This is a genomic window from Mycolicibacterium cosmeticum (assembly GCF_000613185.1).
Lineage (GTDB): Bacteria > Actinomycetota > Actinomycetes > Mycobacteriales > Mycobacteriaceae > Mycobacterium > Mycobacterium cosmeticum.
This window is the reverse complement of record NZ_CCBB010000003.1, coordinates 1,246,982-1,261,283: the sequence shown is the minus strand read 5'-3', so window position 1 is coordinate 1,261,283 and position 14,302 is coordinate 1,246,982. Positions and strand designations below refer to the sequence as shown.

At 68.5% G+C, this 14,302-nt stretch carries 13 protein-coding genes; 10 read left to right on the top strand and 3 right to left on the bottom strand.

Going from position 1 to position 14,302, the window contains the following annotated elements; translation table 11 throughout:
• Positions 1-55 precede the first annotated feature (55 nt).
• Genes BN977_RS25240 through nuoN form a run of 8 tightly spaced genes read left to right on the top strand, consistent with a single transcriptional unit; the run spans position 56 to position 10,148 of the window.
• Positions 56-2,416, top strand: coding sequence for an NADH-quinone oxidoreductase subunit G (locus tag BN977_RS25240; protein ID WP_036402355.1), 2,361 nt, complete (start codon positions 56-58; stop codon positions 2,414-2,416).
• Positions 2,413-3,639: an NADH-quinone oxidoreductase subunit NuoH gene (gene nuoH / locus BN977_RS25235; RefSeq protein ID WP_036402352.1), complete on the top strand. Its 1,227-nt coding sequence runs from the start codon at positions 2,413-2,415 to the stop codon at positions 3,637-3,639. The genes BN977_RS25240 and nuoH overlap by 4 nt, the downstream gene beginning before the upstream one ends.
• Positions 3,533-4,162: an NADH-quinone oxidoreductase subunit NuoI gene (gene nuoI, locus BN977_RS25230; protein ID WP_407661211.1), complete on the top strand. Its 630-nt coding sequence runs from the start codon at positions 3,533-3,535 to the stop codon at positions 4,160-4,162. The genes nuoH and nuoI overlap by 107 nt, the downstream gene beginning before the upstream one ends.
• The gene (locus BN977_RS25225) at positions 4,159-4,863 is read left to right on the top strand and encodes an NADH-quinone oxidoreductase subunit J (protein ID WP_024454805.1); all 705 of its coding nucleotides are present in this window, start codon (positions 4,159-4,161) and stop codon (positions 4,861-4,863) included. Before nuoI ends, BN977_RS25225 begins: the two co-directional genes overlap by 4 nt.
• Complete coding sequence (nuoK, locus tag BN977_RS25220; RefSeq protein ID WP_024454806.1) at positions 4,860-5,159, top strand: NADH-quinone oxidoreductase subunit NuoK; 300 nt, start codon at positions 4,860-4,862, stop codon at positions 5,157-5,159. The genes BN977_RS25225 and nuoK overlap by 4 nt, the downstream gene beginning before the upstream one ends.
• On the top strand, positions 5,159-7,039 hold the full coding sequence (nuoL, locus tag BN977_RS25215; protein ID WP_024454807.1) for an NADH-quinone oxidoreductase subunit L: 1,881 nt from the start codon (positions 5,159-5,161) through the stop codon (positions 7,037-7,039). The genes nuoK and nuoL overlap by 1 nt, the downstream gene beginning before the upstream one ends.
• Entirely contained in the window at positions 7,036-8,598 is a 1,563-nt protein-coding gene (locus BN977_RS25210) for an NADH-quinone oxidoreductase subunit M (RefSeq protein ID WP_036402349.1), read from the top strand. Before nuoL ends, BN977_RS25210 begins: the two co-directional genes overlap by 4 nt.
• Positions 8,595-10,148 carry an NADH-quinone oxidoreductase subunit NuoN gene (nuoN, locus tag BN977_RS25205; RefSeq protein ID WP_036402347.1) on the top strand — a complete coding sequence of 518 codons (1,554 nt, stop codon included), beginning with the start codon at positions 8,595-8,597 and terminating at the stop codon, positions 10,146-10,148. The genes BN977_RS25210 and nuoN overlap by 4 nt, the downstream gene beginning before the upstream one ends.
• On the opposite strand, the gene BN977_RS25200 is transcribed toward nuoN, so the two are convergent.
• Positions 10,138-11,028, bottom strand: a complete 891-nt coding sequence (locus tag BN977_RS25200; protein WP_036402345.1) for an alpha/beta hydrolase — start codon at positions 11,026-11,028, stop codon at positions 10,138-10,140. The genes nuoN and BN977_RS25200 overlap by 11 nt on opposite strands.
• Positions 11,029-11,066: 38 nt before the next feature.
• Positions 11,067-11,663, bottom strand: coding sequence for a TetR/AcrR family transcriptional regulator C-terminal ligand-binding domain-containing protein (locus BN977_RS25195; protein WP_024454811.1), 597 nt, complete (start codon positions 11,661-11,663; stop codon positions 11,067-11,069).
• A 42-nt stretch (positions 11,664-11,705) separates the two neighbouring features.
• On the opposite strand from BN977_RS25195, the gene BN977_RS25190 reads away from it, so the two are divergent.
• Both BN977_RS25190 and BN977_RS25185 read left to right on the top strand, forming a co-directional pair.
• Positions 11,706-12,833: a phosphotransferase family protein gene (locus tag BN977_RS25190; protein ID WP_036402337.1), complete on the top strand. Its 1,128-nt coding sequence runs from the start codon at positions 11,706-11,708 to the stop codon at positions 12,831-12,833.
• Positions 12,833-13,948: an Rv3169 family protein gene (locus tag BN977_RS25185; RefSeq protein ID WP_036402335.1), complete on the top strand. Its 1,116-nt coding sequence runs from the start codon at positions 12,833-12,835 to the stop codon at positions 13,946-13,948. The genes BN977_RS25190 and BN977_RS25185 overlap by 1 nt, the downstream gene beginning before the upstream one ends.
• Here the strand turns inward: BN977_RS25185 and BN977_RS25180 are convergent.
• Positions 13,945-14,295 carry a DUF4345 domain-containing protein gene (locus BN977_RS25180; protein WP_036402332.1) on the bottom strand — a complete coding sequence of 117 codons (351 nt, stop codon included), beginning with the start codon at positions 14,293-14,295 and terminating at the stop codon, positions 13,945-13,947. The genes BN977_RS25185 and BN977_RS25180 overlap by 4 nt on opposite strands.
• Positions 14,296-14,302: the final 7 nt, after the last annotated feature.

Genomic DNA, 14,302 nt, shown 5'->3' with positions numbered 1-14,302 from the left:
TCCGCGGAAGGCGGCGTGTCGCGGATGAAACCGCACACACGGAGGGGGTGCGCGCATGACGCTGGCCGAAGGAGCCCGGGAGACCTCGGCGGTCGAGATGGTGCCGCTGACCATCGACGGCCACGAGATCAGCGTGCCCAAGGGGACGTTGGTGATCCGCGCGGCCGAGCTGATGGGCATCCAGATCCCGCGGTTCTGCGATCATCCGCTACTGGACCCGGTGGGTGCCTGCCGGCAATGCCTGGTCGAGGTGGAGGGGCAGCGCAAACCGCTGGCGTCGTGCACCACCACGGTCACCCCGGACATGGTGGTGCGCACCCAGCTCACCTCGCCGGCGGCGGACAAGGCCCAGCGCGGGGTGATGGAGCTGCTGCTGATCAACCACCCGCTGGACTGCCCGGTGTGCGACAAGGGTGGTGAGTGCCCGCTGCAGAACCAGGCGATGTCCAACGGGCGCAGCGACTCCCGCTTCACCGACGTCAAGCGCACCTACCCCAAGCCGATCAACCTGTCATCGCAGGTGCTGCTGGACCGGGAACGCTGCGTGCTGTGTGCGCGCTGCACCCGGTTCTCCAACCAGATCGCCGGGGACCCGTTCATCGAGCTGCTCGAGCGGGGCGCGTTGCAGCAGGTGGGCATCGCCGACGGTGAACCCTTCGACTCCTACTTCTCCGGCAACACCGTGCAGATATGCCCGGTCGGCGCGCTCACCGGCACCGCCTACCGGTTCCGGGCCCGCCCCTTCGATCTGGTGTCCACCCCCAGTGTGTGCGAGCACTGCGCCTCGGGGTGTGCGCAGCGCACCGACCACCGGCGCGGAAAGGTGTTGCGCCGGTTGGCCGGTGACGACCCGGAGGTCAACGAGGAATGGAACTGCGACAAGGGTCGGTGGGCGTTCGCGTACGCCACCCAGGGTGACCGGATCACCACCCCGCTGCTGCGGGACGCCGACGGCGGCCAGCGGCCGGCGTCCTGGTCCGAGGCGGTGGCGGTGGCGCTGCGCGGACTGACCGCCGGACCCGCCGGGGTGCTGACCGGCGGCCGCCTCACCGTCGAAGATGCCTACGGTTACGCCAAGTTCGCCCGGATCATGTTGGGCAGCAATGACATCGACTTCCGGGCCAGGGCCGGCTCGGCGGAGGAGGCCCAGTTCCTGGCCCACGCGGTGGCGGGCCGGTCGTTCGCGGTGACCTACGCCGACCTGGAAACCGCTCCCGCGGTGGTGCTGGCCGGGCTGGAACCCGAGGAGGAATCCCCCATCGTCTTCCTGCGGCTGCGCAAGGCCGTCCGCAGAGCCGGGCTACCGGTGATCGCCGTCGCCCCGTTCGCCAGCCGGGGACTGGCCAAGTTGAACGGCCGGCTGATCGGCGCGGCACCCGGTGCCGAGGCCATGGCCCTGGACCGGCTGGGCACCGAGTTGCCCACCGGCAGCATCATCCTGGCCGGTGAACGGCTGGCGGCCGCACCCGGCGCCTACTCCGCGGTCCTGCGCCTGGCCCAGGCCACCGGCGCCCGGATCGGCTGGGTGCCGCGGCGCGCCGGGGAGCGTGGCGCGCTGGAGGTCGGTGCCGCGCCGAACCTGCTGCCGGGCGGCCGGCCGATCGCCGATCCGGCCGCGCGCGCCGAGGTCGCCGCCGCCTGGAACGTCGAAGAGCTGCCCGAGGGCCCGGGCCGGGACACGGCGGGGATCTTGGCCGCCGCCGCGGCCGGTGACATCAAGGCCCTGCTGGTCGGCGGCGTGGAGATCGGTGACCTGCCCGACCCGGCCGCGGCGCTGGCCGCGGTCGAGGCCGCCGGCTTCGTGGTCAGCTTGGAGGTGCGGCACAGCGCCATCACCGAACGCGCCGACGTGGTGTTCCCCGTCGCACCGGTCACCGAGAAGAGCGGCGCCTTCGTCGACTGGGAGGGCCGGCCCCGCCCGTTCGACGGCGCCCTGCCCCCGTCGGCGACCTCCGATATGCGGGTGCTCGCCGCACTGGCCGACGAGGTGGGGGTGGACCTGGGTCTGACCGACGCGGCGCGGGTGCGTGCCGACATCGCCCGGCTCGGGGTGTGGCAAGGTGCGCCGGCATCCGCACCCGATGTCGGGGCCGTCCCGGCACAGCCGGGTCCGGGCGAGGCGGTGCTGGCGTCGTGGCGGATGCTGCTGGATGACGGCCGGCTGCAGGACGGCGAACCGTATCTGGCCGGTACCGCCCGGCCGGCGGTGGCCCGGTTGTCGGCCGCCACGGCCGCCGAGACCGGGTGCGGGGACGCGGTTCGGGTGAGTACCGACCGCGGCGCCATCACCCTGGCCCTGGAGATCACCGACATGCCGGATCGGGTGGTGTGGCTGCCGCTGAACTCACCGGGCTCGCATGTGCACGGCACGCTCGGGGCGGGCATGGGATCCATCGTGCGAATCGAGCCGGCATGACCTCCCCGGATTTGAGCGCATTCGGCCACGACCCGTGGTGGCTGATGATCGCGAAGGCCCTCGGCATCTTCGTCTTCCTGCTGCTCACCGTGCTGGTCGCCATCCTGGTGGAACGGAAGGTGCTGGGCCGCATGCAGATGCGGTTCGGCCCCAACCGGGTCGGCCCGTTCGGATTGCTGCAGAGCCTGGCCGACGGGATCAAGCTCGCCCTGAAGGAGGGCCTGATCCCGGCCGGTGTGGACAAGCCGATCTACCTGCTGGCCCCGGTTCTGTCGGTGATCCCGGCGATCATGGCCTTCGCCGTCATCCCGATGGGTGGCACCGTGTCGGTGTTCGGGCACACCACGCCCCTGCAGCTCACCGACCTGCCGGTGGCGGTGCTGTACGTCCTCGCGGTCACCTCCATCGGGGTGTACGGAATCGTGTTGGCGGGCTGGGCATCCGGGTCCACCTATCCGCTGCTGGGCGGGTTGCGCTCCAGCGCCCAGGTGATCTCCTACGAGATCGCGATGGCGCTGTCGTTCGCCGCGGTGTTCCTGTACGCGGGCACCATGTCGACGTCCGGCATCGTGGCCGCCCAGCACGACACCTGGTACGTCTTCCTACTGCTGCCGTCGTTCTTGGTGTACGTCACGTCGATGGTGGGCGAGACCAACCGGGCGCCGTTCGACCTCCCGGAGGCCGAAGGCGAACTGGTGGGCGGCTTCCACACCGAATACTCGTCGCTGAAGTTCGCGATGTTCATGCTCGCCGAGTACGTCAACATGACCACCGTGTCGGCGTTGGCCACCACGATGTTCCTCGGCGGCTGGCACGCACCGTTCCCGTTCAACCTGATCGACGGCGCGAACTCGGGCTGGTGGCCGCTGGTGTGGTTCGTCGCCAAGGTGTGGACGTTCCTCTTCTTCTACATCTGGCTGCGGGCCACCCTGCCCCGGCTGCGCTACGACCAGTTCATGGCGCTGGGCTGGAAGGTGCTGATCCCGCTGTCGCTGGGCTGGATCGTCGTCGTCGCGGTGACGCATCAGCTGCGCGCCGAGGGCAGCCCGTCCTGGATGACGGCGGTGGTCAGCATCGGCGCCCTCGCCGGCGCCGCGCTGCTGCTGCTGATCTGGCATGCGGTGCGGCACAACACCACCGTCGCGCCGCCGCCACCCGACGCCGGGGCCTTCCCGGTGCCACCGCTCCCGAACAAGGAGGTCGCAGATGTCCAAGGTCGGTGATGCACTCGCCGGGTTCGGCGTCACCTTCAAGACGATGTTCAAGAAGCCGATCACCGAGCAGTATCCGGAGGAACCGGGGCCGGTGGCGCCGCGCTATCACGGCCGCCACCAACTCAACCGCTATGCCGACGGGCTGGAGAAATGCATCGGGTGCGAACTGTGCGCCTGGGCCTGCCCGGCCGACGCGATCTTCGTCGAAGGCGCCGACAACACCGAGGGACAACGGTTTTCGCCCGGCGAACGCTACGGCCGGGTGTATCAGATCAACTATCTGCGCTGTATCGGGTGCGGGCTGTGCATCGAGGCATGCCCCACCCGCGCGTTGACCATGACCAACGACTACGAGATGGCCGACGACAACCGCGCCGACCTGATCTACGGCAAGGACAAGCTGTTGGCGCCGTTGACGCCGGAGATGACCGCGCCACCGCACGAGATGGCGCCGGGCAGCACCGACGAGGACTACTACCGCGGCAACATCACCGCCACCGGCCTTGCCCGCCAACGGGAGTCGGCGCAATGACCTCCACCGCGGAAGCCGTCGTCTTCTGGGTCGTCGGGACGCTGGCCGTGCTGGGCGCGCTCGGCGTGGTGGCCGCCACCAAGGCCGTGTACTCGGCGTTGTTCCTGGCGATCACGATGATCAACCTGGCGGTGCTCTACATCGCGCAGGACGCCCTGTTCCTGGGCATCGTGCAGGTGGTGGTCTACACCGGCGCGGTGATGATGCTCTTCCTGTTCGTGCTCATGCTGATCGGCGTCGACTCGTCGGAGTCGTTGGTCGAGACCATTCGCGGCCAACGGGTGGCGGCCACCATCGCCGGTATCGGTTTCGGGGTGCTGTTGATCGGCGGTATCGGCAACGTGTCGGTCAACGGGTTCACCGGCCTGGACTCGGCCAACGCCGGCGGCAATGTCCAGGGCCTGGCGGTGTTGATCTTCACCCGGTACGTGTGGGCATTCGAGCTCACCAGCGCCCTGCTGATCACCGCCACCCTGGGCGCCATGGTGCTGGCGCACCGGGAGAGGTTCGACCGCCGCAAGACCCAGCGCGAGCTTGCCGTCGAACGGTTCGGCCCGGGCGGATATCCGACCACGCTGCCCAACCCCGGCGTGTATGCCCGGCACAACGCTGTGGACATCCCGGCCCGGCTGCCCGACGGCACCGCCGCGCGGACATCGGTGAGCACCATCCTCGTGCCCCGCACAGGCGGTGGAAAATGAACCCGGCGAACTACCTGTACCTGTCGGCGTTGCTGTTCACCATCGGCGCGGCGGGAGTGTTGTTGCGGCGCAACGCGATCGTCATGTTCATGTGCGTCGAGTTGATGCTCAACGCGGCCAACCTCGCCTTTGTCACCTTCTCCCGCATGCACGGTCACCTGGGCGGTCAGGTGGTGGCGTTCTTCACCATGGTGGTGGCGGCCTGCGAGGTGGTGGTCGGGCTGGCCATCATCATGACCATCTTCCGGGCCAGACGCTCGGCCTCGGTGGACGCGGCCAGTCTGCTGAGGAACTGATGACCTGGCTGCTGATCGCCCTCCCCCTGGCCGGTGCGGCCGTGCTGCTGCTCGGCGGCCGGGCCACCGACGCCTGGGGGCACCTGCTCGGTTGCGCCACGGCGCTGGCGTCGTTCGTCGTCGGTGCGGTGTTGTTCGCAGACCTGGCCGGCCGCGCCGCCGAGGACCGGGTGATCCACCAGACGCTGTTCACCTGGGTGCCGGTCGGCGAGCTGACGGTGGATTTCGGCTTGCAGGTCGATGCCCTGTCCATCTGTTTCGTGCTGCTGATCACCGGGGTCGGTTCGCTGATCCACCTGTACTCCATCGGCTATATGGCACACGACCCGGACCGCAGAAGGTTTTTCGGGTACCTCAATCTGTTCGTCGCGGCCATGCTGTTGCTGGTGCTCGCCGACAACTACCTCGGGCTGTACATGGGCTGGGAGGGCGTGGGGCTGGCGTCCTACCTGCTCATCGGGTTCTGGTCGCACAAGCCGTCGGCGGCGACGGCGGCCAAGAAGGCGTTCATCGTCAACCGCGTCGGGGACATGGGCCTGGCGCTGGCGTTGATGGTGATGTTCAGCGTCGCCGGAACCGTCTCGTACGCCGGCCTTTTCCAGACGGCACCGGCACTGTCGGCCGGGTCGCTCAACGCGATCGGCCTGCTGTTGCTGCTGGCCGCCTGCGGCAAGTCCGCGCAGGTGCCGCTGCAGTCCTGGCTGGGCGATGCGATGGAAGGCCCCACGCCGGTCTCGGCACTCATCCACGCGGCCACCATGGTCACCGCGGGCGTCTACCTGATCGTCCGGTCCGGACCGGTGTTCAACCTGGCTCCCGATGCGCAGCTGGCCGTCACCATCGTCGGTGCGGTGACACTGCTGTTCGGTGCCGTCATCGGCTGCGCCAAGGATGACATCAAGAAAGCCCTTGCCGCGTCGACCATGTCGCAGATCGGCTACATGGTGTTGGCGGCCGGGCTGGGGCCGGCCGGGTACGCGGTGGCGATCATGCATCTGCTCACCCACGGCTTCTTCAAGGCCGGGCTGTTTCTGGGCGCGGGCTCGGTGATGCACGGCATGAACGATGAAACCGACATGCGCCGCTACGGCGGATTGCGCAGGTACATGCCGGTGACCTTCGTGACGTTCGGGCTGGGCTACTTGGCGATCATCGGCGTGCCACCGTTCGCCGGGTTCTTCTCCAAGGACGCCATCATCGAGACCGCGTTCGCGGCGGGCGGTGCACGCGGCTGGCTGCTCGGCGGGGCGGCGCTGCTGGGCGCCGGGATCACCGCGTTCTACATGACCCGGGTGATGCTGATGACGTTCTTCGGTGACAAGCGCTGGGAAGAGACCGCTCATCCGCACGAGTCGCCCGGCGTCATGACCGCCCCGATGATCGTCCTGGCCGTCGGCTCCGTCGGCGCCGGTGCGCTGCTGGCCGTCGGCGGCACGCTGGCGCACTGGTTGGAGCCCGTAGTGAACCCGGCGGGCAGCCATGAAGCGCACGGCGCGGTCCCGGTGTGGGTGATGACGGTGATCACCTTGTCGGTGGTGGCGGTCGGCGTCGCTATCGCCTACCGGCTGTATGCCGCCCGTCCCGTCCCCGAAACCGCCCCGGCGGGTTCGGCTTTGACCGCCGCCGCCCGGGCCGACCTGTACGGCGACCGGTTCAACGAAACCGTCTTCATGCGGCCCGGGCAGCAGCTCACCGCGGGCCTGGTCGAGATCGACGATGACGCCGTCGAAGGGGTGACGCGAGGGCTGGCCGCCGGGATCGGTGACCTCTCGCGGCGGATGCGGTCGTGGCAGACCGGATTCGCCCGCTCCTACGCGCTGTCCATGCTCGGCGGTGCGGCCCTGGTGATCGGAGCGTTCCTGGTGGTGAGGATCTGGTGAACGGCATCGGCTGGCTGAGCGCGCTGTGGGCGGTACCCATCGTCGGTGCCGCGGTGGTGATCGTGTTGCCCGGCAAACAGATCGCGCGCTACCTGGCACTGGTCGTCTCGCTGGGGGTGCTGGCCATCGCGCTGGTGTTGGCGGTCCGGTTCGATCCGGGCGGGCCGCAGTTCCAGTTCGTCGAAGACCGTCAATGGATTCCGTCGTTCGGCACCGGATATCTCCTCGGCGTCGACGGGATCGCGCTGGCTCTGGTGGTGCTCACCGCGGTGCTGGTGCCGTTGCTCTTGGTCGCGGGCTGGAACGACGGCGGGGCGCAGGGCGGCGCGGATGAGACGCGCTTCGGTACCCGGTCCACCCAGAGTTACCTGGCCCTGACGCTCGCCGTCGAGGGCATGGTGCTGATCTCGCTGGTGGCCCTGGACGTGCTGCTGTTCTACGTGTTCTTCGAGGCGATGCTCATTCCGATGTACTTCCTCATCGGTGGGTTCGGTGGGGCCAACCGGTCGGCCGCGGCGGTGAAGTTCCTGCTGTACAACCTGTTCGGCGGCCTCATCATGCTGGCCGCGGTGATCGGTCTGTACGTGGTGACGGCCGATCCGCTCGGTGGCACATTCGACTTCCGGGCCATCGCCGGTGCCGCGTCACGCGGTGAACTGGGCGCCAGCCCCGCCGTGCTCAACGCCTTGTTCCTCGGGTTCATGTTCGCCTTCGCGGTGAAGGCACCCCTGTGGCCGTTCCATCGCTGGCTACCGGACTCGGCGGTGGAGGCCACCCCGGCCACGGCCGTGCTGATGATGGCCGTCGTCGACAAGGTGGGCACGTTCGGCATGTTGCGGTACTGCCTGCAACTCTTCCCGGACGCGTCGATGACGTTCCGGCCGTTGGTGATCACCCTGGCGGTGATCGGCATCGTCTACGGCGCGATCGTGGCGATCGGCCAGACCGACGTGATGCGCCTGATCGCCTACACGTCGATTTCGCATTTCGGCTTCATCATCCTGGGCATCTTCGTGATGACCAGCCAGGGCCAGTCCGGCTCCACGCTGTACATGGTCAACCACGGCATCTCCACGGCGGCGCTGTTCCTGATCGCCGGATTCCTGGTGTCGCGCCGCGGATCCCGCCTGATCGCGGACTTCGGTGGCGTGCAGAAGGTGGCGCCGGTGCTGGCCGGCACGTTCCTGATCGCCGGGCTGGCCACGCTGTCGTTGCCGGGCTTGGCACCGTTCATCTCCGAATTCCTGGTGCTGATCGGCACGTTCACCCGCTACCCGGCGATGGCGGTGTTCGCGGTGACCGCCCTGGTGCTCTCGGCGATCTACATCCTGTGGGCGTACCAGCGGATGATGACGGGCCCGGTCAAGGAGGGTAACGAGCGGCTGCGGGACCTGGTGCCGCGCGAGCTGGCCGTGGTGGCGCCGCTGATCGCGCTGCTGCTGGTGCTGGGCATCTATCCCAAACCGGCGCTCGACGTCATCAACCCGGCCGTCGACCACACGTTGCGCACCATCCATCAGCAGGATCCCGTCCCGACCGCGGAGGGTGCGGCCCGATGAGAATTGAGGCACCGTCCATCGAATACTTCCAGCTCGCACCGGTTCTCGTCATCCTCGGGGTGGCGGTGGCCGGGGTGCTGGTGGAAGCATTCCTGCCGCGCGGCGTCCGCTACGCCGCACAACTGGTGCTCGCGATCGGCGGCCAACTGGCCGCGCTGGCGGCGGTGGTGCTGGTGACGTCGGCGCTCGACGGTACGGGTGCCCCGGTGGCGGTGGGCGCCGTCGCCGTGGACCGGCCGGCACTGTTCCTACAGGGCACCCTGCTGCTGGTGGGCATCCTCGGCACGTTGCTGATCGCGGAACGGCGGCTGCCCACCGAAGAGGAAGGCGGCCTGGACGCCTTCACCCCGCAAGCCGCGGCGGTGCCGGGCAGTGTGGCGGAGAAGATCGCCGCGAAAGCGGTTGTGGCCCAGACCGAAGTGTTCCCGCTGACGATGTTCGCGGTCGCCGGCATGATGCTGTTCCCGGCCGCCGACGATCTGCTGACGATGTTCGTGGCCCTGGAGGTGTTCTCGCTGCCGCTGTACCTGATGTGCGGGCTGGCGCGTCGGCGCCGGCTGCTGTCCCAGGAAGCCGCGCTGAAATACTTTCTGCTGGGCGCGTTCTCATCGGCGTTCTTCCTGTACGGGATCGCGCTGCTGTACGGATTCTCCGGCACCTTCGGCCTCAGTGGCATCGCCTCGGCGGTGCGGACCGGCGGCGACACCTCGATGGCGCTGGTCGGCACGGCGCTGGTCTCGGTCGGAGTGCTGTTCAAGGTCGGCGCGGTGCCGTTCCATTCCTGGATACCCGACGTCTATCAGGGCGCTCCCACGCCCGTGACGGCATTCATGGCGGCCGCCACCAAGATCGCGGCATTCGGCGCGATGCTGCGGCTGTTCTACGTGGCGCTGCCCGGCCTGGCCGACGACTGGCGTCCGGTGCTGTGGGTCATCGCGATCGTCACCATGGTCGTCGGCACCGTCACCGCGGTATCCCAGAACGACGTGAAACGGATGCTGGCCTACTCGTCGGTGGCCCATGCCGGGTTCATCCTGACCGGCGTCATCGCGCTCAACGGTGCCGGCTTGGCGGCGACACTGTTCTATCTGTTCGCCTACGGCTTCAGCACGCTGGGCGCGTTCGCGCTGGCCGGCCTGGTGCGCGGCGCCGACGGCGAGGAAGCCACCGCACTGGCCCGGTGGGCCGGCCTGGGGCGGCGTTATCCCGTGGTGGGCGTAGTCTTTTCGTTGTTCCTGCTGGCATTCGCCGGAATCCCGCTGACCAGCGGCTTCGTCAGCAAGTTCGCGGTGTTCAAGGCCGCCGCCGAAGGCGGTGCCGCACCCTTGGTGATCATCGGTGTGGTGGCCAGCGCCGTGGCCGCCTACTTCTACGTCCGGGTGATCGTGCTGATGTTCTTCACCGACCCACCCGAGGACGCGCCGACCGTCGTCGTGCCCAGCATGTTGAGTTCGGCGACGGTGACGATCACCGCCGCCGTCACCTTCGCGTTGGGCGCGTTGCCCCAGCCCCTGCTGGATCTGGTCAACGGTCAGCAGTTCACCGGCTGACGGCCCGGCGCACCTGCCCGGCGATCAGTTCGTACATGCCGCGGGTCACCTCGGTGGCGTCGCTCATGATGTTGTAGCCGTGGTCGACAGCGGGCACCTCGACGTAATCGACGAGGGCCCCGACCGCGTCGAGGCTCTTGGCGTAGGCCGCCGCTTCGTCGCGCAGCCGGTCGTACTCGCAGGCGATCACCAAAGCCGGCGCGATACCGGCGATGTCATCGGCGTTGTCGCCCCAGGCCGGTGAGGCCAACGGGTCCCGCCGTCGTGCGACCTCGGGTATGTAGGCGGTGTCGAACACCTCACCCATCCACGGTTTCATGATGGCCTTGGCGGCCAGCGGTGACCGCTTCTCGGCGGTCGCCGTCACCAAATCCAGGGGTGCGTAGTGCAAAACCTGCAATGCGATCGACGGGCCTGCGTGCGTCAGCGCCATCCGGGCGACGGCGGCCGACAGGTTGCCACCCGCGCTCTGCCCGCCGACGCAGAGCATGTCGGCGGCCTCCTGCGCTGCCGCCCAGGTCACCACGTCGTAGAGCTGTTCCACGGGGGTCGGGAAACGGTGGTGCGGAGCAAGCAGATAGTCGGTGTTGACCACGGTGACGCCGGCTCGCGCCGCGAGGAAGCGGCACCACGGGTCGTCCTGTTCGCGGTGCCCGACCACGAAGCCACCGCCGTGGATGTTGACGTACACCCCGGCCGGCGGACCGTCGGGGCGGTACACGGTGGCCGGGGTGTCGCCGTGCCGGGTGGGGATGCTGACCTCGGCGCTGTCGACGACGAACTCGGGAAACCGCACCCCCGGTTTCGGGCTGGGATTGACGACGCGGGCGAACAGGCGCGCGAGCGCGTCGGCGATGACGGGCGTCGATAACACGGACACGCCAACGACCATACGCATAGGTTGCAGGGCGGGATGGGTTAGCGGATGACGCCGTGCACGACGATGGCGGTGGTCTGGTCGATCCACTCATCGTCGATCTCCCAGCCCGGCACCAGCAGCATGCGCAGCAGGTTGGCCCCGCCGATCACCTCGATGAGCCGGTCCGGGTCGATATCGGGGTGCACCTCACCGCGCTCGACGGCGTGCACCAGCCGGTCCCGGACGATGTCGAAAAGCCCGGTGAAGCGGCTCATCACCCGCTGGCTGAGCTGCGGGTCGGCGGCCATGTCGGCGATCACCCCGGGTAGCGCGGCACGCACCACCGGGCTGGTGAACACCGCCCCGGCGGCGGCGATCATGGCCCTGATATCGGTGGCGATGTCACCCTCCGGCATGCCGAGCGCGGTCGGCGCGGTGGGGAACGCCGCCTCGTGCACCAACTCGGCCTTGCTCGACCACCGGCGGTACAGCGCCGTCTTGGTGGTGCCTGCGCGTTCGGCGACGGCGGCCATCGTCAGATTCGAATAGCCGATCTCCACAAGCAGATCCGCGGTGGCGCCGAGTATGGCAGCGTCGATGCGGGGATCACGGGGTCGGCCCGCCCCCTTGTCAACCGTAGGTGAGTCTGCTTTCATAACGCTACCGATCGTAGCGTAATTGGTACGGGAAGGAACACCGTGTCGAACGAACCGGCCGTCGAAGACGTCAGCCGCCTGCAGCATTCCAGCCGAGATATCGGCGCCGTGCCCGCCGCGATCGCGCAGTGGCTGGCGACGCAACTGCCCGGCAAGGGCACCCCCACGGTCACCGTTGACAGCGGCGTCGACGCCAACGGCATGTCCTCGGAGACGCTGCTGCTGAGCGTCGATTGGCACGGCACGCAGCAGAACCTGGTCGCCCGGGTCGCCCCCACCGCCGCCGACGTTCCGGTGTTCTCGTCCTACCGGCTGGACCATCAATTCGAGCTGATCCGCCAGGTCGGCGAACTCACCGACGTCCCGGTCCCCCGCGTCCGCTGGATCGACACCACCGGTGACGTGCTGGGCACGCCGTTCTTCCTGATGGACCGGGTGGACGGCGTGGTCCCGCCCGATGTCATGCCGTACACCTTCGGCGGCAACTGGTTCGCCGACGCACCGGCCGAGCGCCGACGCGAACTGCAGGACAGCACCGTCGAGGTGCTCGCCAAGTTGCACTCCATCCCCGATGCGGCCCAACGGTTCTCGTTCCTCATCGAAGCCGACCCGGCCGGGGACACCCCGCTGCGCCGGCATTTCGGTTGGCTCAAGGGCTGGTACGAGTTCGCCGTCCCGGACATCGGCCGCTCCGAACTCGTCGAACGGGCGCTGGGTTGGCTGGAGGACAACTTCCCCACCGACGTCGCCGCCACCACCCCGGTGCTGGCCTGGGGGGACTCCCGCATCGGCAATGTGCTGTACCAGGATTTCCGCCCCGCCGCGGTCCTGGACTGGGAGATGGCCACCGTCGGACCCCGCGAACTCGACGTCTCGTGGATCATCTTCGCCCACATGGTGTTCCAGGAACTGGCCGGACTGGCCGGGCTACCGGGCCTGCCGGATGTCCTGCGGGAGGACGATGTGCGGGCCACCTACGAAGGCCTGACCGGCGTCACCCTCGGTGACCTGCGCTGGTTCTACATCTACTCCGGGGTGATCTGGTGTTGCGTGTTCATGCGCACCACCGCACGCCGCGTGCATTTCGGCGAGATGGACAAACCCGAGGACGTGGAGTCGACGTTCTACCACGCCTCCCTGCTGCGACGACTGTTGGAAGAGGAGCACTGATGCTTGGCCCGATGGACGAATTCCCGGTCCACCAGATCCCGAAGCCGATCGCCTGGCCGGGAACGTCGGACCGCAACTTCTACGACCGGTCCTACTTCAACGCCCACGACCGCACCGGTGACATCTTCGTCATCACCGGGATCGGGTACTACCCGAACCTCGGGGTGAAAGACGCCTTCCTGTTGCTGAGGCGCGGGGACACCCAAACCGCCGTGCACCTGTCCGATGCCATCGACGCCGACCGGCTGCACCAGCATGTGCTGGGCTACCGCGTCGACGTCACCGACCCGCTGCACTCGCTGCGCATCACCCTCGACGAAACCGACGGCATCGCCGCCGATCTCACCTGGACCGGACTGTTCGACGTCGTGCAGGAACAACCGCACATCATGCGGCAGGGCAACCGGGTGACCCTGGACGCCCAGCGATTCGCCCAATTGGGTTCATGGCGAGGCACTTTGGAGATCGACGGGGAGCGGATCACCGTCGATCCCGCGGTGTGGATCGGATCCCGGGACCGGTCCTGGGGTATCCGACCGATCGGTGAGGCCGAGCCCGCCGGGCGGCCCGCCGATCCCCCGTTCGAGGGTATGTGGTGGCTGTACGTGCCGATGGCATTCGACGACTTCTCGATCGTGCTGATCATCCAGGAGGAGCCCAACGGATTCCGGTCGTTGAACGACTGCACCCGCATCTGGAAGGACGGGCGGGTGGAACAGTTGGGCTGGCCGCGGGTGCGGATCCACTACCGCTCCGGCACCCGCATCCCCACCGGCGCGACGATCGACGCGACCGCGCAGGACGGCTCGCCGGTCCGGTTCGACGTGGAATCCAAACTGCCGGTGCCGATTCACGTCGGCGGCGGCTACGGCGGTGATTCGGACTGGACGCACGGCGTGTGGCGGGGCGAGAAGTTCACCGAACGGCTCACCTACGACATGACCGACCCGGCCATCATCGGGCGCTCCGGCTTCGGGGTGATCGACCACGTCGGCCGGGCGGTGTGCACCGAGGGTGACCGCGCCCCGGCCGAGGGGTGGGGCCTGTTCGAGCACGGCGCGCTGGGCCGGCACGACCCGTCCGGGTTCGCCGACTGGCTGACCGTGGCTCCCTAGACGGACCAGAAGAGCACCGCCGCGCCCACGGCTTCGACCAGGCAGTAGAACCAGTTGGGGTAGAACGGTGTCCGCTCACCGAACACCGACGCCAGCCGACCGACCGCCATCCCGGCCAGGGCGGCACCCACGGTGACGAGCACACCGGTGCGCACCTCGGGCACCCGGACGGCGTAGATCAGCACCGCGGCGATGGCCAGACCGAATCCGCCGTAGACGGCCCGCACCTCCGAGCGCGCGGTCGCGGTGCCGAGCGTGACGCCGAACGGACCCAACATGGCCGCCGGCGCGGCCAGTGCGTAGACGCCCATCCCGGCGAAGAACACCGCAATGACCACTTCGACCACGGTAACC